This window comes from Flavobacterium sp. Leaf82, from assembly GCF_001422725.1.
Taxonomy (GTDB): domain Bacteria; phylum Bacteroidota; class Bacteroidia; order Flavobacteriales; family Flavobacteriaceae; genus Flavobacterium.
The window spans coordinates 132,639-155,865 of sequence record NZ_LMMA01000036.1 but is presented as its reverse complement, the minus strand read 5'-3'; the positions used below and the strand labels follow the sequence as shown (position 1 = coordinate 155,865).

The window sequence follows — 23,227 nt, the reverse complement described above, 5'->3', positions numbered from 1 at the left end:
TAAAATCTTGAATAAGTTCCTTTTTTGCCACAAAAGAAAAGTTAAAAGTTAACAATTTATGCTTTTCATGATGATTTTAAGGAATTACAGGAGTGTACAGGATGCTTTTATTTTAGCGTTCTTTTAAATTGTGCCGTATATTTAAGATAAATGTTAAAATAGTTCAGGATGAAGATTATTTATTGCTTTAAATTACATCCTCAATTATTTTACTACCAAAAAAGTTAAAAATAATGCGTTTAAATTCTTTTACTAAATTACTGATCCTCTTTCTGATTATTTCAACCACTTTCTCTGCAAATGCTGCTGAAATTTGGGTTTCTCCAAACGGAAAAGATTCAAATTCAGGAACAAAATCTAATCCTTTGGCAACGGTACAAATGGCAATGCGAAAAGCCAGAGAACTGCGTCGCCTAAAAGACGCTTCTATAAAAGACGGAATTCAGATTATTGTCATGAACGGAACGTATTATTTAAACGAGCCTTTGTTTGTAAGACCTGAAGATTCCGGAACTACCGAAAGTCCAACAATAATACAGGCAGATATAAATGCAAGACCAATAATTAGCGCAGGACTCGAAATAAAAAACTGGAAAAAAGCACCCACTATAAACGGAATAAAAAGAGCAAATTTTTGGGTTGCCGATGCGCCTAAAATTGCAGGCGACTTAATCAATTACAGACAATTATGGGTGAATGATAAAAAAGCCGTTCGCGCCAAAAGTACCGCCGGAAACACGATGGATCGTATTTTATCTTGGGATTCAGCGACAGAAACCTGTTGGATTCCGTTTAAAGATAAATCTATAAAGTACGAACCCGGAATGGAAATGTTTATTGTGCAATGGTGGTCAACAGCCAATCTTCGCATCAAAAATATCGAAATAAAAAAAGACAGTGCCAGACTTTCGTTTGAACAGCCGGAAAGTCGTATTCAAAGCGAACATCCCTGGCCAGCGCCCTGGATTTCTAAAAACAACGGAAATTCTGCTTTCTATTTAAACAACGGAATTTCGATGCTTAATGAAGCCGGAGAATGGTATTTGGATAAAAAAAATGCCAAAATCTATTATATTCCAAGAGTTGGAGAAGACATGAATTCGGCTAAAATAACGGTTCCTGTTTTAGAAAATTTGGTTGAAATAAAGGGAACAATCGATTCTCCGGTAAGTCATTTTAAATTTAAAGGAATTTCGTTTCAATACAGCAATTGGCTTCGTCCTTCGCAACAAGGTCACGTGCCGCTGCAATCCGGTTTGTATTTATTGGATGCTTATAAATTGAAAGTTCCGGGAACGCCAAATCAGGCGAGTTTAGAAAATCAGGCTTGGGTTGGAAGACCGCGAGCAGCTGTAGAAGTAAATTATGCTAATAATCTTCAGTTCGAATCCTGCCGTTTTGAACATTTATCTTCTACAGGATTGGATTTAAATAAAGGAACAAATTACAATACAATCAAAGGAAATTTATTCAAAGACATTGGCGGAAGTGCTATAAATGTTGGAGTTTTTTCTGAAGAAGCTTTCGAGGCGCATTTGCCTTTAAATGTAAAAGATGAACGAGATGTTTGTTCTAATGAGACAATCTCAGATAATTTAATTACAAACGCAACCAATGAAGATTGGGGAACGCTGGGAATTAGCGCTGGTTTTGTAAAGAATATTACGATCGAACATAACGAGATTTCGGATGTTTCATACTCCGGAATTGCGATGGGCTGGGGTTGGACACACACTAAAAACGTGATGGAAAACAATAAAATTCTGGCGAATAAAATTCATCATTATGCCAAACATTTGCATGATGTTTCGGGAATTTACACGCTTTCTTCACAACCCAATAGCCAGATAGAAGAAAATTATATAGATAAAGTCTATAATAGCCCGTATGCGCACGATCCGTTTTTGTGGTTGTATTTGTATACAGATGAAGGAAGTCAGGGTTTTACAATAAAAAATAACTGGATTGCGACTGAGAAAATTTTAAAAAATAACAACGGTCCCGAAGGAAATATTTGGCAGAATAATGATCCGTATGTGAGTACTAAAATTAAAGATGCTGCGGGAATCAGAGCGCCGTATCTTGATTTAGTAAAAGAAGTTGTAATCGAAGAATCCTGGGGATTACAAGAATTACCAAAACCTGTTGTGATCGAATTAATAGGCTCTGATTTTGACATCGAAAAAATCAAATCGACTATAAAAGGATTCAGAATTGTGGGTGAATCTTTGTACCAATGGAAAAATCATTTGGTGATTTACGGGAAAATGAATCAGCCCGAAAGAACGAAACGAAAGTTGGCTTTGGCTTTTCCGTCGATCCAAATAAAAATCTACGAAAACCCAATTTATAATTTTCAGAATTTTGAAAGATGTAAAGATTCAAAACCTGCATCAGAATGGGAAAATATTGTTTTGACGGCGAATCTGGTTGATGATCCAAAACTGCAAAAGGAATATGTAGATTATCACACGACACAGTTCGAAAAATGGCCAGAACTTGCAAAAGGTTTCTGCAATGCCGATTTCCAGCAATTACAAGTTTTTAAAAATGAAAAACAATTAATGTTGATTATCAGTATTCCAAAAGGAGAAAATCTGGATAAACTAAACCCGAAAACTACACAAAACAATCCGCGTGTAGACGAATGGAATGCTTTAATGAAAAAATATCAAACCGGAATTGAAGGCACAAAACCAGACGAAACCTGGATTTTCTTAAATAAAGTTAACTAATAAAATGCCACGAATTCACGAATTTTAATAATTAGCTGAGATTAAAATTTTTATTAATACGATTTAATTAGAGTAGTATTCGCAAAGATTTTAAGAGAAAATAATTAGTGAATTCGTGGCTAAAAAATAATCTAAAATAACCACATCTCATGTTAAAAATAGCCATTTTAGGACTCGGAGAAGGACGAAGTACGATGTCGGCAGCTTTAAAAAGTTCGAAATTTGAACTTGTAAAAGTATGTGACCGCAATGAAGAATTGTGTAAACAAAGAGCCAAAGAATTTGATTTTCATTCGTATACTACAAATTTCGATGATTTATTAAATGATAAAAATATAGATATCATAGCAATTTATACACCGGACCATCTTCATGCAGAACATATAAAACAAGCTTTACTGCACGGAAAACACGTAGTATGTACCAAACCATTTATTGATGATCTTTCTGACGCTGCTGAACTTTTGGAACTCAGCAAAAAGACAGGAAAAAAGGTTTTTATTGGGCAAAGTTCACGATTTTTTGAACCTGCAAAAAGACAACGTGATGATTTTGAAGAAGGTTTAATAGGTGACTTAATTACCATTGAAGCGCATTATCATGCAGATCACAGATGGTTTTTAGAGAAAGAATGGTCCTTGTTGCAATCTTTTAAATGGTTGTACGGAGGATTAAGCCATCCTGTAGATTTTATTAGATGGTATTTACCAAATATCCAAGAAGTTATGGGATACGGAATGATTAGCAGTAACGGAAGTGCGGCAGGTTTAAAAAACGAGGATACCATGCATTTTATCTTTAAAGCAACAGATGGAAGAATCGCCAGAGTTAGCGGTGTTTATACTTCGCCAACACAACCGGCACAACGTGATAGCGGAATGAGTACAATTTTAAGAGCAACCGAAGGCGCAAGTCAGGCTGATTATCATGAATTGCGTTATGCAATTACTGACAAAACAGGCGAAGAAAAAGTAATAACCTGGGGAGATTCGACCTTGAAACATTATTTCCGTTTTGAAGGACAAAGTCATCACGCAGGAGAATATCAAAACTATCTGGAATATTTTGTAGACAGTATCGAACTTGATTTTGAAGCTTATCCAAACATGGAAGAAGGCATAGGAACCGTTGCTTTATTGCAGGCGATGGATAAATCATTGCAAACCGGATTGCCAGTAAAAATAGCTGACATTCTTAACGAATACGGACTATGAACAGTATCTACGATAAATTAACGACGCTTGATTTTATAATTGTTGGCGTTTATTTGGTTGCTTTATTAGTCATTGGCTGGGTGGTAAGTGTAAAGCAAAGCAAGAAAAACGAAACTCTTTTTCTTGCCGGAAATTCGTTAAACTGGTATAGCATTGGGTTTAATATGTGGGGAACAAATGTTGGACCGTCATCGTTATTGGCTTTTGCAAGTATTGGTTATGCAACCGGAATTGTAGCCGGAAATTTTGAGTGGTACGCTTTTGTATTTCTGTTGCTTTTAGCGATGGTTTTTGCACCACGGTATATTGCAAGCAAAGTTAGCACGATGCCTGAATATATGGGAAAACGTTATGGCGACTCAACACAGAATATTCTGGCTTGGTACGCTTTAGTCAAAATATTAGTGAGTTGGTTGTCTTTAGGATTATTTAGCGGAGGCGTTTTAGTACGTCAGATATTAGGAATCCCAATGTGGCAAAGTGTGACCGTTTTAGTAATTTTTTCAGGTATTTTTACTTTTGCCGGAGGATTAAAAGCCATTGCAAAAGTCAACGTTTTTCAGATGATTTTATTGATTGTCGTTTCGCTAACACTATCTTATTTAGGTTTACAGAAATTAGGAGGAATAGATGTTTTGATTGCAAAAACACCATCAAATTTCTGGAATTTAGTGCAGCCTGCAAACGACGCGCATTATCCGTGGCCGGCAATTTTGTTGGGATATCCCGTTGCGGCTGTAGCTTTCTTTTGTACAGATCAATCAATGGTTCAGAGTGTTTTAGGAGCAAAGAATCTCGAACAAGGACAATTGGGCGTAAACTTCATAGGCTGGCTAAAAGTAATGGCTTTGCCGTTGTTTATTTTACCCGGAATTTTGTGTTATGCGTTATATCCGGAATTAGGCAAAAACTCAGATTTGGCTTATATGACAATGGTTACGAATTTATTCCCAAGCGGAATGAACGGTTTGGTAATTTGCGTCATGATCGCCGTTTTAGTGGGAACAATTGGTTCTTCTTTAAATGCCTTGAGTACCGTTTTTACGAATGATATATATGTAAAGAAAATTAATCCAACAGCTACTATAAAAGATCAGATTAAAATAGGGAGAATCACCATTGCAGCCGGATGTTTGTTTGCGATTTTGATTGCAGTTGCGATTGATAATATAAAAGGACAAAATTTATTCAATATTTTTCAGGCAGTTTTGGGCTTTTTAGCGCCATCATTATCTGTTGTTTTTCTGCTAAGTATTTTCTGGAAACGCATGACAAAAAAAGCTGTAAATGCAACTTTGTCCTTGGGTTCAGCTTTTAGTTTATTTGTTGGAGTTTTATATCTCTGGATTTTCCCTGCAGATGTTTACACGATTTGGCCGCACTTTTTGTTGATTTCCTTTTACATTTTTGCAATTTTATTGGTTTCGGCAATTGTTATTTCATTGGTTGATAAATCTCCGGAAGTTAATTTTTCTGATGAAGCTGATATTCCTAAAACTAGTAAGAAGGTGAAGTTGTTGTTCGCTTTATTGGGATTGGTGATTTTGAGTTTGTATTTGGTTTTTAATGGGAATTAGAGTACTTAATCTTTTATAATTTTAATACGCTTTACTTTTAATAAGAAAGCGTATTTTTTATGATTAATTTATTGTAAATCGATAAGATAAAAAGGCAGATGTATCTTACATATTAAAAAATAATAGTAGGTTTGTTATATTATTCTATATAAATTAAATATCGTTCATCAAATAACTATGATAAATAAAAATCTAACATTCAACGATCTAAATCTACAATTTTACGACGCATTAAATCAAATTTTTGTTATTAATAAAAATCAAACGTGGAGTGATTTGTCAAAAAGAATTACGTTGGACAAAATTTCTGAAACTTATAAAGTATTTGGAGAAATATTTCCTCCTAATTTAGATCGATATGCTTTACTTCCTAAAAATGATGCTAAAGAAAAATTAACTTCAATTTTTCATGGAGTTTTGGATGGAAAATCTATCATAAATAATATTGCACGTTATTCCTTATATTCAGATGAAATAATTGTATTTCATCCATTGCAAAATCCAAATTTAACGTCGCCTGAATATTCCCCAATTTTAAAACCCAATTTATGGAAAAGTGAGTTTGTAAATGCACTTTATTTTTACATTGTTCTTCAAAAATGGGTAAAAAAGGGATTAATTCATTTAATAGAAAGTCCATTTTCATTTGAATTAGAAACGTTTGAAATGTTTAGAGATTTAGCTAGTAAAAGAGTCAATGAAACCGAGGATATTTTTAAAGACCCTTCAGTTAAAGCTGAGCATGATGCTATGATGTATGAAAAATTAAGGACAAGTATTCTCGGTTTACCATCTGAAGCTATTGAGCAAACCTTAAAGAAGGCCTTACCTCATTACAGTAATTCTCAAATAAAGAATACTGCGTTAGAAATGAAAGAACATAGAAAAACTCAACCTCTATATGTAGAATTTCAAGATGATAAGGAAGGAGAATTAATAGTAAATAAATCAGGAGGTAATATAGAAATGATAGAATCTTTGTGTCGCTTGACGGGAGCACATTCGTATACAACGCAACACGTTATTAAAAAGCAATTAGAGCTTCGTGGTACTAATCCATTTTGGACTAAATTTGGTACATTATATTCAGGCTTAAATATGACATATTTAGATAATGTTGATACAACTTTTGCATTAAACATGAGAGAAGAAGAACGAATATCTGGTGTTAGAAAGTCCTTTCGGGAACTAAGTTCTTTTCTTGAGCAAACTGAACTAGATAAACTTACAGAAGATAAAATTTTACATTTTAGTGATAAATTTAATTTTGAAGTAAAAAAATCAGAAGAGGAATGGATGAAAATTATAACGGATGCAAAAAAAGCGAATGCAATGGCGGTAACTGGATCTGCGACAATTGGAGCCATTATTGATCCGACAAAAATTATTCTTCCAGCAATAGGTATTCCATCTTCAATTGCAATTGTTGAATATTTTAAAAAACGTGGATTAAAAAGTTACAGAGCTAAAGATCCCTATTCAGTCTTTGTTGATTTAAAAAATAATAAGCCATCTTTTTTCAGTGAATTTAAAAATTGTATCATGTAAGTAACATAATATATTTAGCTTATAATTATTATAAAAATGCTTTCTACTTTGAAGAAAGCATTTTTTTTATTTCGTAGAAACCAACAATTCCCTAATATCAACCTTCAAGTATTTAGAAACCTCATAAAGCGTTTCAATAGAAGGTTGAGCTTCATTCGTACACCAACGCGAAACGGTCGATACAGTTTTACCTAAATGATTGGCTAATTCCTTACTCGTTCTATTGTTTTCAACTAAAACAACTTTTATTCTATTTAACTTAAGTTTCGACACAATGTTGATTTATTGATTTTTCATGCAAATATCTTATAATTTAAATATAAGAAAAAGAATATTTGAAATACTTATAGTTGCCCTAAAAATATGATTTAGTTACCTAAAACAACTCTTTGTAGTATAAATATTACTATATTTGTGTTGCCGAAATAAAAAAATGAAATGAATCAATTAGGAAAACGACAATTAAAAATACATCGAAAGTCTTTTGCAAGGTCAACCAGAAAGAATGTTGTGTTTCCTGAAATCCGACTTTGTGGGAAATGGCTCAAAGATATTGGTTTCGAATGCGGAGGATTTGTAACAGTTCGACATGAGAAAAATATAATTATAATCACAGTCAATAAAGAAATTGAAGAGATCATAAATAAAACAAAAAAAGCCTCCAAATAAGGAGGCTTCAATTTACACTATAATTAGTTTTTAAGCTGAAATAGATTCTTTATTTCTTAAAATGTCAATTGCAATTTTTGCTTCTTCACTTGTTAAACCTAAAGTTCCACTGGTTACAATTGCTTTATTTTTAATGTTTTCAGGTAAACCATTTAAAGATTTATCATCGTCTAAAATGACAAAACTTTCTGAAATACTAGTTTTATTAAACCAACGAAGTATTTCTTCCTTTCTATTCAAATTGTCATCGTTTGGTTCTAGCGAATCAATATTAGCGATAATTCCTCTTGTTTTAAATATTTTTTCCCACTCAGAGTTGCTATATCTTGATTTATGAGATGTTGTTAATAGAACATTTGCTCCAGTACTATTTATGATAGTTTGGAGATTGTTTATAGCTTTCATACTAAAATTGGCAAATCCATCAGATAATATCTCTGTTGGTTTCCAAGATGTAGTAGGAACCATTACACCATCTATGTCTAATAAAATTAACATAACACAAAAGTATCTCTTTTTTAGTACATAAGCTACATATACTAAATATATATGCAGTTAATTTACTTTCTAACTTATTATTTATCATAACGTTCAGCAAATAATCTTCTAGTATGAGCGTCATCATAATCAACTCTCGTAAGATTGATCTCTTTCCAGGTAACTTTAACCTGACTACTATTTGCTCCACCTGTAATAGTTTCAGGGATTAAATCTAATAATTGATGACATATATATCTATGATGACCATCTACAATTCTACCACTTATTATTTTTATCGCATTAAAAGAATTTCCTTGTTGTAATCTTCTATGAATTCTTTTTAATATAGGAAAGCTAATCTCTATTTGTCCCGGTTGATAGCTAAATTCTGTTTCAAGAAGAAATTCTTTAACTTCTTCATATGTAATTTCAATCATCTAACAATATTATAAAAACTTTTCAATCTAAAATCTTTTTAAGTAAGATTATTTTTACAATAATTTATCTTTCAATGAATGATAAATCCCACAAGCTATTATCTATTTCAGAAATATTAAAACAAAATTTAATGAATTAGATAAAAATATATGCTTAAAATTACAGCCAATGTATTTTATTAGTTAAATAATCCAAACAAACAGGACACTACAGGTTGTGAAATGTAAAAATAACACTTATCTTTAGCTCCAAAATAAATTAATATGCATAACCAATTTTCCATTTTAAGATTCCTGTTTGTTTGTATTGTTTTATATCCTTCTGTTTTTTTGTTTGCACAACAAAAACCAAAAGAAGCGACATGGATCTGGTACCCAGGTGATTTTGAGGTTTGGTTAAGCAATAAAATGCAAGTAAGACGTACAGAACGCGAAGCAGTATTTCCACCGCTTTGGCAGTATTATAGTCCTTATTCCTTAGTAACTTTTCAAGCAGAAGTAGATATTCCGCAACCAGACGAGATAAAAATCTACTCAGAAGGATCTTTTCAATTGCTTTTAGATGGTGTTCAGGTTTACGGGCAACCAAAATCATTAAAAATCCCTGTTGGGAAACACAAAATTTCCTTTAAAGTATACAATCAGGAAGTGTTGCCGGCTATTTATATTGATGGTAAATATGTTAAATCTGATCCATCCTGGAAGGTTACAAATGAAGATAAACTTTGGATTGATGAATCTGGAAAAGCACAACAATCAGGCACGCCATGGGTTCCTGTTGGTTCCTGGAATTTTTATTCACCAGAGAATAAGCCTTCCGGATTTAAACTCACAACCAAACCTTTAAGTGCAAAGAAAACCGAAAAAACAGGAGCTGGTGAGTTGGTAGATTTTGGTAAAGAAACTTTTGGTTATATTAAAATTCACGGCTTAAAAGGAAAAGGTAAAGTAGCACTTTATTATGGTGAATCTCGCGAGGAAGCGCTGGATTCTGCCAGATGCGAAACACTGGACCATTTATCTTTTGATGGAAATCAGCCCGAAACCTACACACATGACGGATCGAAAGCATTTCGTTATGTTCAGGTACAAGCAGATGCATCGGTAAAATATGATTCTATTTCAATGCTTTATGAATATTTACCATTAGATTATCGTGGAGCATTCAAATCTTCGGATGAACAATTGAATAAAATTTGGGATGTCTCGGCTTACACGATGCATTTAACAACTCGCGAATTTTTTATAGACGGAATTAAACGCGACCGTTGGGTTTGGTCTGGCGACGCTTATCAAAGTTATTTAATGAATTATTATTTATTCTTTGATTCGGCTTCTGTAGAACGAACGCTGTTGGCACTTCGGGGTAAAGAACCCGTGACGGCTCATATTAATATCATAATGGATTATTCGTTGTATTGGTTTGTAGGTGTTTATGATTATTATTTGCATACGGGCGATACAAAATTTATCAAAACTTTTTATCCACGAATGAAATCACTTATGGAATTCTGCTTAAAAAGAAGAAATACAAACGGATTCCTGGAACCATTAGAAGGCGATTGGGTTTTTATTGATTGGGCAGACGGATTACCAAAAACAGGTGAAGTTAGTTTTGAGCAAATGCTTTTAGCAAGAAGTCTGGAAGCCATGGCAGTTAGTGCTAAAATTGCAGGTGAAAATGAAGATCAAAAACAGTATCAAAAATTAGCAGATGATTTAAAAACAAAATTATTTGATGTGTTTTGGGATAATAAAGAAAACGTTATGAAGCACCAGCGTATAGACGGTAAAATGCAAAATATTGTAACCAGATACGCTAATATGTTCGGTATTTTTTTCAATTATTTTAATGAAGAACAAAAGCAAAGTATAAAAAAGAAGGTGTTGCTCAATGATGATATTCTTAAAATCACAACACCATATATGCGTTTCTATGAGTTGGAAGCCTTGTGTGCTATGGGTGAACAAGATTATGTATTGAAAGAAATAAAAGACTATTGGGGCGGAATGTTAAAAGAAGGAGCAACTTCTTTTTGGGAAGAATACAATCCAACCAAAAAAGGAACAGAACATTTAGCGATGTACGGACGCCCTTACGGGAAAAGTCTTTGCCATGCCTGGGGTTCTAGTCCAATTTATTTATTGGGGAAATATTATTTAGGCGTAAAACCTTTGCAACCTGGTTATGCAGAATATGAAATTAAACCAAATTTAGGCGGTTTACAATGGATGCAAGGAAAAGTTCCAACACCAAATGGTGAAGTTGAAATTTATTGCAGTACCAAAGAAATTAAAGTAAAAGCGGGCGAAGGAGAAGGAAAATTGATTTTTGAAAGTCAGAACAAACCAAAAACAAATTCAGGAACGATTATAACATTGGCTAAAAATAAATATCAATTGATTGTAAAGCCTAATGTAGAATATAAAGTAAGTTATAAAGCGATATAGATTATTCATCCAGCATGTCATTGCGAGGAACGAAGCAATCACATTTGCAAAATCGACAAAGATTTACAATTGTTAGTGAGGTTGCTTCGTTCCTCGCAATGACAAGATTGAACTTAAGTTTTAAAAAGAAAAAAATGTTTTCAAAAAATACAAAATACAACTTCAAGTTAAATACAGCTTTTTTGCTATTGTTTTTAGCATGTATACAAGTCTCAGTTCAGGCACAAAACCAAGCATGGAAACCAGCGTCATTTGAAGTAATCAATAATTACAAAACCTTCAAAACAACACAATATGCACACGTTTTTTCAGGAAGCAAACATAATATTGTTCGTTTAGCTCCGGAATTAGAAGGATTATCAGGAATTGAACTTCCTTTAGAAAATTATAAAAACGGAACTAATCCAGCTTTAAAATTAAAATTTAAGGAAAATGTTCAAGTTTTAATTGGAGTTTTTAAAGATAATAATCCTGAATATCTTCAATTTGTTACTTCGGCGAAAGCCAAATTAATTCTTGAAAACGGATTGACTATTACAGGTTTACCTCCAGTTAATGTGTATGCAATTTCATTTCCAAAAGGAACTCAAACTATAAATCCCGGAAAAGGATTATTTGCCATTTTAGGAGTTGTAAAAAGTACTGAAAAGCTACAATCAAGAAACGCTGAATTTCCAGATGGTAAACTTTGGAATCCGACTTTTATCGTTGAAGGATTTTCAGATGAAAAACCACTTTTCGAAATTATTGGCGGCGAAAACAAATCCGTTGTTGATGAAGGAATGCCCGGAACTGAAGGAATTCAAGGCGGTTTTGAAGGCGGACGTGTAGTAAAAATAGGCGATACGTATCATATGTTTCCAACTGAAAGAGCGGGCGAAAAAGGAGTTGATTATTATTATGATCGTGTAAAAACCAGAATCGGGCATTGGACAAGTAAAGATGCGATTCACTGGAAAAGAGAATCGACAATTTATCAGGCAAGCGGAACCTACGCTATAACCGAAGACGATAATCCAATGAATGATCGCCGTGCCGCAATTTGGTCGTATATGCCGGTTTTTAACGAAAAGGCAAACAAATGGTACGGCTATTATTTAGCTTACACGGTTAGTAAAACGATAGAACCTAATCACTCTTTTGGCAGAATCTGGCGTTGCGAATCAACCGTAGATGGAATCGACGGAATCGGAGGGCCTTATAAAGATATGGGAATCATCATTGAACCGGGTTTAGATTCTGAACCTTGGGAAGGAAGACAAGGCGTGGCATCCTTTTTCCCGTATAAAGTAGGCGATAAATACTTTGGTTTTTATAGTGGTGCATATCCGTTTAATTCCTGGGCAGATTATCCAAAGAAATCAGGAAAAGGCTGGTTTGTTGGCTTAGCAGAATCAAAAACTTTAGAAGGTCCGTGGTCAAGAATTAAAGACGGCAGTAATCCGATAAAAAGTATACATCCGTTTTTTGTAGAGAATCCAATTGTCAGTCAGTTGCCAAACGGTTTATACATTGCCATTTTTGACGGAGGCCCGGACGGTTGGGGACATCATTTGCCCAATATGATTGGCTATTCATTATCAAAAGATGGAAAAAATTGGGGCGAAGCAAGATATCTTCCCATAGAAACAAAAGTCAATAAATGGTGGGATATTATGCGAACACCTTTATGTCTGATTCCGGAAGGAAATGATGTTTACACAATCGTGTACGCCGCCATAGATTTGAAAAAAAGATTTCACCCAATCGGAATGGTTAAAGTAAAACTAAACAAAGATGTGATGGAATCCCGATTATTAGAAATGAAATAAATAGAACGCAGATGACGCGGATTTACTTCGTAAAAACGCAGATTTTTGCGGATTTTTTTATTGTAAACTTGCTTAATCTTTGTCAAAGTTTTAAACCTTAATAAAGATTCAACCAAGATAAACAGGAAAAAACAGAAGCAAAATAAAATCCGTTTTTATCCGCGTTTTTACGAAGTAAATCCGTTTAATCCGCGTCAAAAAATCGCATTTATAATTAAAATTTAAAAATGAAAAGTATAACGAAATATCTCTTAATTGCAATTGCAGCTTTACTAATTACAAGTTGCGCGACGACAAAATACAAGAAAAGAGAAATCAACGAAACCGTAATGCAGGAGATTTACAACGAAGTAAAAACCCCTTATAAATACGGTTTGGTAATGGTTCCCACAGATAACTCCTATAAAATGGATTGCCCGAGTGTATTTCGAAAAGACGGAAAATGGTTTATGACGTATTTAATTTATGGCGGACGAGGTTACGAAACCTGGCTTGCCCAAAGTGACGATTTATTACACTGGAAACATTTAGGAAAAGTAATGTCTTTCTCAGAAAATGAACAACATTGGGATGTCAACCAAAAAGCAGGATATATTTCGTTACAAGATCCAACCTGGGGCGGAAGCTACGAATGGCAAAAATACGATGACAAATATTGGATGAGTTATTTTGGCGGAGACAGCAAAGGTTACGAAGCCGGAATTTTATCTATCGGAATGGCATATACCAAAAAATCACCAACCAAAGCGCATGAATTTGAGCGTTTAGAAAAACCGGTTTTATCTCCAAAAGACAAAGACGCCAGATGGTGGGATAATAGTACAATGTATAAAAATAGTGTTATTCGCGATAAGGACAAAGTTACAGGACACAATTTTATCATGTATTATAATGCGCGAGGTGATAGTTTAAATCCTGCTAAAGGCGCAGAGCGTATCGCTATGGCAGTATCAGATGATATGAAACAATGGAAACGTTATGGCAATAAACCCTTAATCAATCATCATAAAGGAATCTCAGGAGATGCCTATATTCAGCGTATTAATGATACTTGGGTAATGTTCTATTTTGGAGCTTTTTGGACGGGTTGGAACCAAGGAGCATTTAACCGTTTCGCAGTTTCGAACGATTTAATTCACTGGAACGACTGGAAAGGCGAAGATCTAATCAAATCATCTGAACCTTATGACGACATGTTTGCGCATAAATCATTTGTAATAAAACACGATGGCGTAGTTTATCACTTTTATTGTGCCGTAAACAAAGCAGAACAAAGAGGAATTGCAGTGGCAACGTCTAAAGATTTAGGCAAAAGCGAAACAAATTTTGTGGCTCCGCCGGAGAAGAAGAAATAGTTTTTAGTTTTCAGTTTTCAGTTTTCAGTCTCAGTTTTCAGGAGCAGTGATCAATGTCAAAAATGTAGTCCCTACGGGACATTAGAACACCTGACAGGTTTTTAAAACCTGTCAGGTCTAAACAACAAGATAATTAAAGCACAGTTTGTCATTTCGACGAAGGAGAAATCTTCGCAAGGAACTCCGCAAAGAAAAGTCAATATTTGTCGATTTAGCAACGGAGATTTCTCCTTTGTCGAAATGACAAAAACAAAGAATAAAAAAAATAAAATCAATGTTTAAATCAAGTCATATTAATTGCTTTTTCAGGTTTCGATTTTCGATTACTAAATCAGTATTCGTATTTTACATTTTACTTTTAACAATTAATTGTCAGGCACAATCCGTAACCGGAGAACCTGCGGGAATTCCTGAATTGCATAAAAAATACGAATTTGCACCTTGGGAAGATCCAACGGTTACAAGCATCAACAGACAACCATCGCGAGCAACGGCATATTCATACACAAATATAGAAGATGCTCTAAAAGGCGACAGAACTAAAAGCCGACTACAAATGCTAACTGGCGATTGGAATTTTAAATATGCAACCAATTTAAAAGAAGCTTCAAAAGATTTCTATAAAGAAAAAGTCAATGATTGGGACAAAATCGAAGTTCCATCAAACTGGGAGTTAAAAGGGTACGATATTCCGATTTACAAGAGTGCCGTTTATCCGTTTAGACCCATAAATCCGCCTTATATTCCTAAAGATTATAACGGAGTTGGTTCGTATCAGCGCAGTTTTACCGTTCCCGAAAATTGGAAAGATATGACCGTAACATTGCATTTTGGCGCAGTAAGTTCCGGATTTCAGGTTTGGCTTAACGGAGAATTTTTAGGGTATGGGGAAGACAGTTTTCTACCATCAGAATTTGATATTACGCCCTATTTAAAAGAAGGAGAAAATATAGTTTCGGTACAGGTAATTCGCTGGACAGATGGTTCGTATCTTGAAGATCAGGATCATTGGCGCGTAAGCGGAATCCAGCGTGAAGTTTTTATTATGGCTGAGCCAAAGTTGCGCATTCAGGATTTCTTTTATCAAACAAAACTAGACAAAGAATATAAAGATGCGTCTTTTCAATTACGTCCGAAAGTAGAGAATTTAACAGGTGAAAAAATCAAGGATTATACTTTTCAGGCACAATTATATGATGCCAATAATGTTGCTTTATTCAAAGAACCGCTTCAAAAACCAGTTATCGATATGATTAACGAAAGTTATCCGCGTTTGGATAATGTGCGTTTTGGAATGTTCAAGGAAAACATCAGCAATCCGAAAAAATGGAGTTCAGAAGAACCTAATTTGTACACTTTAGTAATGTCGATAAAAGATCCAAAAGGCAATATTACCGAAGTTAAAAGCTGTAAAGTTGGTTTTCGATCTGTTGAATTTTCTAAGGAAAACGGCAAAATGCTCATCAACGGAAAAGAAACATATGTATATGGGGTAAATCTTCACGACCAACATCCAACAAGAGGAAAAGCGGTTACAAGAGAAGATATTAAGGAAGATATTACGACGATTAAAAAGTTTAATTTCAATTTTATAAGAACCAGTCATTACCCTAATGATCCTTATTTCTACGATTTATGTGATCAATATGGAATCATGGTTATGGACGAAGCAAATCAGGAAACTCACGGAATTGGCGGTAAATTAAGCAACGATCCAAAATGGACAAATGCTTATTTAGAGCGAATGACCAGAATGGTGGAACGTGATAAAAATCATCCCTCAGTTGTTTTTTGGAGTCTAGGAAACGAAGGCGGAAAAGGTCCAAATCATGCTGCAATGGCGGGTTGGGTTCACGATTTCGATATCACGCGTCCCGTTCATTACGAACCTGCACAGGGAAATCCGAGATTAGACGGATATATCGATCCGCTTGATCCCAGATATCCCAAAACAATCGATCATGCATATCGATTTGAAAATCCCCAAGATGAGCCGTATGTTGATATGGTTAGTCGTTTTTATCCGGGCGTTTTTACACCAAAATTTTTAGTCGATCAAAAGAAAGATACACGACCAATTATTTTTGTCGAATATTCTCATGCAATGGGAAATTCGGTTGGAAATTTAAAAGAATTATGGGATGAATTTCGTTCACTTCCAAGAGTTATTGGCGGTTGCATTTGGGAATTTAAAGATCAGGGATTATTGAAAAAAGATCCTGCAACGGGTCAGGAATTTTTTGCTCATGGTGGAGATTTTGGCGAAAAATACCACGACGGAAATTTCAATACAAAAGGAATTGTTGATTCTAACGGAAAACCAAAAGGTTCGATTTATGAAAACAAATGGATTTATCAACCCGCGACAAGTACTTTAAAAGACGCTTTTCAATTAGAAATTAAAAATCGTCAGGCAGTAAAATCTTTGGCAGATTATATTCCGGTTTTGAAAATTCTGGAAAACGGAAATGTCATTAAAACGCAAATATTAAAACCTTTTAATCTCGAAGCTGGACAATCTACTATTTTAGATGTAAAGCAATATTTGCCAAAGTTGAAAAAAGATGCTGAATATTTTCTGAATATCGAATTCCAACTTTCAACAGATAAACCTTGGGCAACAAAAGGTTACGCTGTAGCGGAAGATCAATTTTTGCTAAAAAAAGCAGAAACTGTTATTGAATTTAAAAAAGACGATAAGTCAGAATATAAATCAACAGAAACAGATTCAGATTTTATAATAAAAGGAAAAACTTTTCAGGTTAGAATCAGTCAGCAAAATGGCGCTTTGAGTTCTTATATTTTCAATGGCGAAGAACAAGTTTTTGAACCGTTGCTTCCTAATTTTGTTAGACCATTAACTGATAATGATAAAAGAGGATGGAAATCCCATAAAGTTTTGAAGCCCTGGTATCAGGCAAAACCAAAATTAGTAAGTACAAAAATAGCGATGTCAATTGAAGGAGCAATTGTTACAAGCGATTACGAAATTATCAAAGACAGCGCGCAAGTACAAGTAATTTATAAAATTCATGAAAATGGAGTTATCAAAGTAGATTATAGTCTGAAAGCCACAAACAAATTACCAAACATCCCGAAAATTGGAATGCAAATGGGCGTTCAAAGAAAATTCGATCAGATTTCATGGTACGGAAAAGGAGAGTTAGAAAACTATATCGACAGAAGCTTTGGATCATTTGTAGGGAAATATTCTTTGCCCATTAATGATTTTCTGGAGCATTATGTAAAACCTCAGGAAAATGCAAATAGAACCGAAGTACGATGGATGGCTTTTACAAATATTCAAAAAAATAAAGGTTTGCTAGTTTTCAAAGATGAGAAAAATTTAAGCATGAGCGCTTGGCCGTATACACAAGAAAATTTAAGCGCCGCCAAACATACTTTTGATCTTAAAGATCCTGGATTTTTGACCATAAATATCGATTTGATTCAAATGGGAGTGGGAGGAAATGATAGTTGGACAGCAGTTGCACAACCTTTAGAACAATATCAAATTAAGTCAGGAGATTATCAATATAGTTTTTATTTAGTTCCTTTCGAAGCATCAAAAAATGGTTTAGAAGAGAGTTTAAAGAAGTTTAAATATTAAAAGATAAAAGATAAAAGATAAAATAATTCTACGGCACCAAACCCGACAGGTTTTAAAAACCTGTCGGGTTTAAATACGAAACGAATAAAAACAACAATAATGTTTCAAAAAACAACCTTCTTTTTCATATTGCTCTTTGCGGGATTTCTTTCCGCACAGGAAATCCATGAAAAAGAAAAACCTACATTTCAACCCACAATAGAATCCTCAAGACCTTGGGTATATTGGTATTGGATGCAAAGCGCGTATTCTAAAGAAGGTATTACAGCCGATCTTGAAGCGATGAAACAAGCCGGAATTGGCGGTGCGTATTTAATGACAATAAAAGGTCCCGCAAATCCGCCATTGATGAATCCGCCCGTTTTGCAATTAAGTCCGGAATTTTGGAGTTTGGTAAAATGGGCTTTGACAGAAGCAGATCGGTTGGGAGTAAAAATCGCTTTTCATCCCGCAGATGGTTTCGCCGTTGCCGGAGGACCGTGGATAACACCCGAATTGTCGATGCAAAAAGTAGTTTGGTCAGACGTAAATGTAAACGGAAACGACTTCAAAAAGCTACAATTACCTACACCAAATCATTACAAAGATTATTATAAAGATATTGCCACATTTGCCGTTCCGGTAAAGGAAATTTATGTGACATCAAACGAAAATCGTCCAAAAATTACTTCGACAATTGCTGATTTTGATGCTTCGTTTTTGAGTGATTCAAACAAAGACGATCAATTTAGATTAAAAGAAAAAGGTTGGATTCAATACGAATTTGATCAGCCGTTTTTATGCAAATCGATTCAAATCGAAACCAAAGGAAATAACTTTCAGGCGCATCGTTTAATTATCGAAGTTAGCGATGATGGAAAAAACTTTAAAAGTTTGGGCAGATTAACAACGCCACGTCACGGCTGGCAAGATGTTGATGCTTTTTATACGCACAGTATTATACCGACAAAAGCCAAATATTTCAGATTTGTTTATGATCCTGAAGGAACAGAGCCGGGAGCGGAAGATATCGATCCTGCAAAATGGAATCAGGGTTTGAAAGTCTCAAAAATACTTTTGTCAAGCGAACCTTTGATTGATAATTATCAGGGAAAATCAGGCGCAATCTGGCGTTTGAGTCCGCAAACATCATCGGAACAAATAAGTAAATTGGATTGTATCGATCGATCGAAAATGATTAATATTTCGAAATTTGTAGATGAAAAAGGAATTTTGAATTGGAAATCCCCTTCAAAAGGAAATTGGCGAATTATTCGTTTTGGATATACTTCTACAGGTCACGAAAACGCAACCGCAGGCGCAGGAAGAGGTTTAGAAGTGGATAAATTTAGTGTTGAAGCTGTTCGTTTTCAACTCGATCATTGGTTTGGAGAAATGCTGAGAACTGCAGGACCGGAATTGGCTTCAAAAGTGGTTAAAATACTTCATATCGACAGTTGGGAATGCGGCAGCCAAAACTGGTCGCCTGTTTTTAGAGACGAATTTAAAAAACGCAGAGGCTACGATATTGTAGATTATTTGCCTGTAATGGCGGGAATCCCAATTACGGATATTCAAACGTCTGAAAAAATACTTTATGATATAAGAAAAACAATTGCAGAACTGGTTTCTGATAACTTTTTTGCAACATTGGCTGACGAAGCGAAAAAAGCAAATGTAAAATTTAGTTCAGAAAATGTGGCGCCAACCATGATGAGCGATGGACTTTTGCATTTTAAACATATCGATTATCCAAGTGGTGAATTTTGGCTAAAAAGCCCAACGCATGACAAACCTAATGATATGCTCGATGCCATTTCTGGCGGACATATTTACGGAAAAGATATTATTCAGGCAGAAGCTTTTACAGAATTAAAAATGGATTGGGACGAACATCCGGGAAATCTAAAAACGCTGGCAGATCGAAATTATGCGCTCGGGATTAATCGATTTTTCTATCACGTTTTTGTTCATAATCCCTGGACAGATCGAAAACCCGGAATGACTTTAGACGGTGTTGGCTCTTATTTTCAGAGAGATCAAACGTGGTGGAAACCCGGAAAAGCGTGGGTTGATTATTGCCAGAGAATTCAGTTTCAATTACAAAAAGGAAAACCTGTAATTGATTTGGCTGTTTTTATTGGCGAAGATTTGCCATCGCGTTCCATGCTTCCGGATCGTTTGGTGCCTTTTATTCCGAATATCTTCGGAAAGGAAAGATTAGAAAGTGAAGCCATTCGATTGAAAAATGAAGGTCAGCCAAGTATTAAGATTCCGAAGGAAGTAACTTCTACCAAAAATTCTACCGATTTATCGCAATGGATAAATGCCATGAACGGTTATCAATATGATTCTTTCAACGCTGATGTTTTATTGAATAATACTAAAGTAGAAAACGGAAAAGTGGTTTTTAGTAACAGCATCGAATATGGCGCTTTATTGTTCACGGGAAGTCATAAAATGGCGCCGAACAAAATGATTTCTTTGGCTGTAGCCGAAAAAATATTAGAATTAATAAAACAAGGAGCTACGGTTTTTATTGATGAAAAACCAGACTTGCAACCCGGAATTCAATCTGAACAAGATCATAAAAAATGGAAGAATGTGCTGGATGAAATTTGGAATAACAATTCGAATTCATCTTCATGGAAAATTGGAAAAGGAGCGGTAATTAAATTGCCTTATTTAGGAAATGATTTTACCTCGATTGGGATTGAACAAGATGTTTATTTTCCGAAATTAAACAGAGCAGATTCTGAAACTTTAGCGTGGACACATCGCAAATCTGATACCGAAGATATTTATTTTATTTCCAATCAAAATTCATTAAAAAGAGCATTTGAAGCTTCGTTTAGAGTATCAGGAAAAATTCCGGTTTGGTATAATCCTGTGACGGATAAAACTTCGGCTTTAGCCAATTGGAAAATAGAAAACGGACGAACTATTGTATCCATAATTTTAAATGAAAATGAATCTGGTTTTGTGATTTTCAAAGACCAAACAAAAGAGGTTTTAGCAAAAGGATTTCAAAAAGGTTCTGAATTTGAAACGGTTCAGACTATAGATGAAAACTGGAATTTGCAATTTGATCCTGAATTTAAAGGTCCGAAAGAAGCTATAAAAACGACTCAACTTTTTGATTGGAGTACATCAGAAAACAATCAGATTAAATATTATTCAGGAACAGTTATTTATAAAAAAGAGATAATCTGGAACGGAAAATCTGCAGATAATATTTGGCTTGATTTAGGCACAATTGCCAATATTGCAGAAGTAAGTATTAACGGAAAAAATTGCGGAACACTTTGGACTTTTCCTTATAAAACAGACATTTCTGAAGCACTCAAAAAAGGAAAAAATACTATCGAAATAAAAATCACCAATACTTGGGCAAATAGATTAATTGGCGATCAAAAGTTACCAAAAGAAGAACGATTGACCTGGACTACAGCTCCATTTCGTTTGGATGGAGAACCATTATTGAAAGCTGGATTGTTGGGACCGGTTACGATTGTAAAAGAAAAATAAATGTTTTTGCTTTGTAGACTGGACTAAAGTCCAGCCCTACAATATGTTTCGAGCCGATGGCTCTGGTTCAGAACTTAAAAGTTACGGAGGGATGGCTCTGGTTCAGAACTTAAAAGTTACGGAGGAACGATTTATATTGTAGCGTCGGGTTTTAACCCGATGGACAATATGTTTCGGGCCGATGGTTTGGTTCAGAACKTAAAAGTTRCGGAGGAACGATTTATATTGTAGCGTCGGGTTTTAACCCGATGGACAAAATGTTTCGAGCCGATGGTTTTGGTTCAGAACGTAAAAGTTGCGGAGGAACGATTTATATTGTAGCGTTGGGTTTTAACCCGATGGACGATCAGATTGGAATAATGTATTTTAAGGTGCTAAAAATAGATTAAAATAAAAGAAATGAGAAATTTAAAAGAATGTATTGTTGCGGTTTTCTTGCTTTTCGCAAGCTTTCAAATCAATGCAAAAATCAAAATGCCGGCTTTGTTTACGGATAATATGATACTGCAGCAAAAGGCAAATGCGCCAATTTGGGGTTGGGCAGAAAAGAATGCGAACGTTATTATAAAAACGTCATGGGATTCTAAAATCTATAAAGCAAAAGCTGATAATTCCGGAAAATGGAAAACAGAACTAAAAACCCCATCTTTTGGCGGACCATTTACAATTGAAGTTACGGAAGGAAGTGAAAAAGTAATTATAAAAAATGTTTTAATTGGTGAGGTTTGGCTGTGTTCGGGACAATCGAATATGGAAATGCCTTTGAAAGGTTTTCAGGGTCAGCCTGTAAAAAATGGAAATGAAATCATTGTAAGATCAACCAATAAAAACATTCGGTTGATTACGATTCCGAGAGCGACGGTTTTAGAACCTTTAACTGATTTTGAAGGAAAGTGGGAAGTTGCTTCGCCAAAATCAACTTCGAATTTTAGCGCGACTGCTTGGTATTTTGGTTCGCTATTGCAGCAAGTTTTAGATGTTCCGGTAGGATTAATTCACGTTTCATACGGAGGTTCAAGCATGGAAGCCTGGATGAATCAGGAAATGTTAAAAGACTTTGCAAGTGCCAAAATCCCAACTACAAAAGAAGATTTGGCAAAAGATCCAAATCGTGTTCCAACAACTTTATTTAACGGAATGCTTTCGCCTGTAATTGGTTATGGAATTAAAGGTTGTATTTGGTACCAGGGCGAATCAAACTACGAAAGAGCTTCTGAATATGCAGCATTAATGAAGAAAATGGTAAGCAGTTGGAGAACACTTTGGAAACAAGGGGATTTTCCTTTTTATTACGCTCAAATTGCTCCGTTTAATTACGCTTCATTTCATCCCAAAGATTATTTAGAAAAGTATAATTCGGCTTATTTGAGAGAAGCACAATTAAAAGCATCAAAGGAAATTCCGAATTCCGGAATGGCGGTTTTGATGGATGTTGGCGAGGAAAATAACATCCACCCAATGGATAAGGAAAAAGGAGGAAACCGATTGGCTTTTCAGGCTTTGGCAAAAACATACGGAATCGAAGGCTTTGAATTCGAAAGTCCAAAATACAAATCGATGGAAATAAAAGACGGTTCAGTAACGGTTTCTTTTGATGATGTTGCAAACGGAATTACTTCTTATGATAAAGAAGTTCAGGGTTTTGAAATTGCGGGAGAAGACAAAGTTTTTTATCCTGCAAAAACGGTGGTTCGCAGAAAATCAGTTGTTTTAAGCTCTGATAAAGTCGCAAAACCAGTTGCAATAAGATATTTATGGAAAGATTTTGCAAAAGCAGAATTGTTTAGCGCGGGTGGTTTGCCGGTTTCTTCGTTTAGAACTGATGAATGGTAA

The 23,227-nt window shown here is 34.8% G+C and carries 15 protein-coding genes; 12 read left to right on the top strand and 3 right to left on the bottom strand.

What is annotated here, in order from left to right; all coding sequences use genetic code 11:
* Positions 1-233: 233 nt before the first annotated feature.
* The 4 genes from ASF10_RS22560 to ASF10_RS22545 all read left to right on the top strand — a co-directional run bounded on the left by ASF10_RS22560 (position 234) and on the right by ASF10_RS22545 (position 7,074).
* Complete coding sequence (locus tag ASF10_RS22560) at positions 234-2,735, top strand: L-rhamnose mutarotase (protein WP_056254606.1); 2,502 nt, start codon at positions 234-236, stop codon at positions 2,733-2,735.
* Positions 2,736-2,884: 149 nt separating this feature from the next.
* A complete protein-coding gene (locus ASF10_RS22555; RefSeq protein WP_056254602.1) occupies positions 2,885-3,949 on the top strand; it encodes a Gfo/Idh/MocA family protein in 1,065 nt (354 codons plus the stop codon).
* On the top strand, positions 3,946-5,526 hold the full coding sequence (locus ASF10_RS22550; RefSeq protein ID WP_056254599.1) for a sodium:solute symporter: 1,581 nt from the start codon (positions 3,946-3,948) through the stop codon (positions 5,524-5,526). Before ASF10_RS22555 ends, ASF10_RS22550 begins: the two co-directional genes overlap by 4 nt.
* Before the next feature lie 294 nt (positions 5,527-5,820).
* Entirely contained in the window at positions 5,821-7,074 is a 1,254-nt protein-coding gene (locus ASF10_RS22545) for a hypothetical protein (protein ID WP_157849078.1), read from the top strand.
* Positions 7,075-7,140: 66 nt separating this feature from the next.
* Here ASF10_RS22545 and ASF10_RS22540 read toward each other — a convergent pair whose 3' ends face one another.
* Positions 7,141-7,347, bottom strand: coding sequence for a helix-turn-helix transcriptional regulator (locus tag ASF10_RS22540; RefSeq protein ID WP_056254593.1), 207 nt, complete (start codon positions 7,345-7,347; stop codon positions 7,141-7,143).
* Positions 7,348-7,512: 165 nt separating this feature from the next.
* Here ASF10_RS22540 and ASF10_RS22535 point away from each other — a divergent pair, with 165 nt between their 5' ends.
* A complete protein-coding gene (locus ASF10_RS22535) occupies positions 7,513-7,743 on the top strand; it encodes a SymE family type I addiction module toxin (protein ID WP_056254591.1) in 231 nt (76 codons plus the stop codon).
* Between the two features lie 30 nt (positions 7,744-7,773).
* Here ASF10_RS22535 and ASF10_RS22530 read toward each other — a convergent pair whose 3' ends face one another.
* Together ASF10_RS22530 and ASF10_RS22525 are read right to left on the bottom strand one after the other, a co-directional pair.
* Positions 7,774-8,241, bottom strand: coding sequence for an HAD domain-containing protein (locus ASF10_RS22530; RefSeq protein ID WP_056254588.1), 468 nt, complete (start codon positions 8,239-8,241; stop codon positions 7,774-7,776).
* A gap of 77 nt (positions 8,242-8,318) precedes the next feature.
* Positions 8,319-8,660, bottom strand: a complete 342-nt coding sequence (locus ASF10_RS22525; protein ID WP_056254585.1) for a hypothetical protein — start codon at positions 8,658-8,660, stop codon at positions 8,319-8,321.
* A 264-nt stretch (positions 8,661-8,924) separates the two neighbouring features.
* On the opposite strand from ASF10_RS22525, the gene ASF10_RS22520 reads away from it, so the two are divergent.
* The 7 genes from ASF10_RS22520 (at position 8,925) to ASF10_RS22495 (ending at position 23,227) form a co-directional block, all read left to right on the top strand.
* Positions 8,925-11,111 carry a family 78 glycoside hydrolase catalytic domain gene (locus tag ASF10_RS22520; RefSeq protein ID WP_056254582.1) on the top strand — a complete coding sequence of 729 codons (2,187 nt, stop codon included), beginning with the start codon at positions 8,925-8,927 and terminating at the stop codon, positions 11,109-11,111.
* A 134-nt stretch (positions 11,112-11,245) separates the two neighbouring features.
* Positions 11,246-12,922: a hypothetical protein gene (locus ASF10_RS22515; protein ID WP_056254864.1), complete on the top strand. Its 1,677-nt coding sequence runs from the start codon at positions 11,246-11,248 to the stop codon at positions 12,920-12,922.
* A 227-nt stretch (positions 12,923-13,149) separates the two neighbouring features.
* Complete coding sequence (locus ASF10_RS22510) at positions 13,150-14,277, top strand: glycosylase (protein WP_056254581.1); 1,128 nt, start codon at positions 13,150-13,152, stop codon at positions 14,275-14,277.
* Between the two features lie 274 nt (positions 14,278-14,551).
* Positions 14,552-17,887 carry a glycoside hydrolase family 2 TIM barrel-domain containing protein gene (locus tag ASF10_RS22505; RefSeq protein ID WP_056254578.1) on the top strand — a complete coding sequence of 1,112 codons (3,336 nt, stop codon included), beginning with the start codon at positions 14,552-14,554 and terminating at the stop codon, positions 17,885-17,887.
* Between the two features lie 99 nt (positions 17,888-17,986).
* Positions 17,987-21,394, top strand: a complete 3,408-nt coding sequence (locus ASF10_RS22500; protein ID WP_056254574.1) for a glycosyl hydrolase — start codon at positions 17,987-17,989, stop codon at positions 21,392-21,394.
* Positions 21,395-21,642: 248 nt separating this feature from the next.
* Positions 21,643-21,783, top strand: a complete 141-nt coding sequence (locus tag ASF10_RS24445) for a hypothetical protein (RefSeq protein ID WP_157849077.1) — start codon at positions 21,643-21,645, stop codon at positions 21,781-21,783.
* Positions 21,784-21,793: 10 nt separating this feature from the next.
* The gene (locus ASF10_RS22495; RefSeq protein WP_056254572.1) at positions 21,794-23,227 is read left to right on the top strand and encodes a sialate O-acetylesterase; all 1,434 of its coding nucleotides are present in this window, start codon (positions 21,794-21,796) and stop codon (positions 23,225-23,227) included.

Coding starts and splice junctions, on each gene's coding strand:
- ASF10_RS24445 (WP_157849077.1), top strand. CDS start 21,643: ATGGACAAAATGTTTCGAGCCGATGGTTTTGGTTCAGAACGTAAAAGT.
- ASF10_RS22500 (WP_056254574.1), top strand. CDS start 17,987: ATGTTTCAAAAAACAACCTTCTTTTTCATATTGCTCTTTGCGGGATTT.
- ASF10_RS22505 (WP_056254578.1), top strand. CDS start 14,552: ATGTTTAAATCAAGTCATATTAATTGCTTTTTCAGGTTTCGATTTTCG.
- ASF10_RS22510 (WP_056254581.1), top strand. CDS start 13,150: ATGAAAAGTATAACGAAATATCTCTTAATTGCAATTGCAGCTTTACTA.
- ASF10_RS22550 (WP_056254599.1), top strand. CDS start 3,946: ATGAACAGTATCTACGATAAATTAACGACGCTTGATTTTATAATTGTT.
- ASF10_RS22520 (WP_056254582.1), top strand. CDS start 8,925: ATGCATAACCAATTTTCCATTTTAAGATTCCTGTTTGTTTGTATTGTT.
- ASF10_RS22535 (WP_056254591.1), top strand. CDS start 7,513: ATGAATCAATTAGGAAAACGACAATTAAAAATACATCGAAAGTCTTTT.
- ASF10_RS22515 (WP_056254864.1), top strand. CDS start 11,246: ATGTTTTCAAAAAATACAAAATACAACTTCAAGTTAAATACAGCTTTT.
- ASF10_RS22530 (WP_056254588.1), bottom strand. CDS start 8,241: ATGTTAATTTTATTAGACATAGATGGTGTAATGGTTCCTACTACATCT.
- ASF10_RS22525 (WP_056254585.1), bottom strand. CDS start 8,660: ATGATTGAAATTACATATGAAGAAGTTAAAGAATTTCTTCTTGAAACA.
- ASF10_RS22560 (WP_056254606.1), top strand. CDS start 234: ATGCGTTTAAATTCTTTTACTAAATTACTGATCCTCTTTCTGATTATT.
- ASF10_RS22495 (WP_056254572.1), top strand. CDS start 21,794: ATGAGAAATTTAAAAGAATGTATTGTTGCGGTTTTCTTGCTTTTCGCA.
- ASF10_RS22555 (WP_056254602.1), top strand. CDS start 2,885: ATGTTAAAAATAGCCATTTTAGGACTCGGAGAAGGACGAAGTACGATG.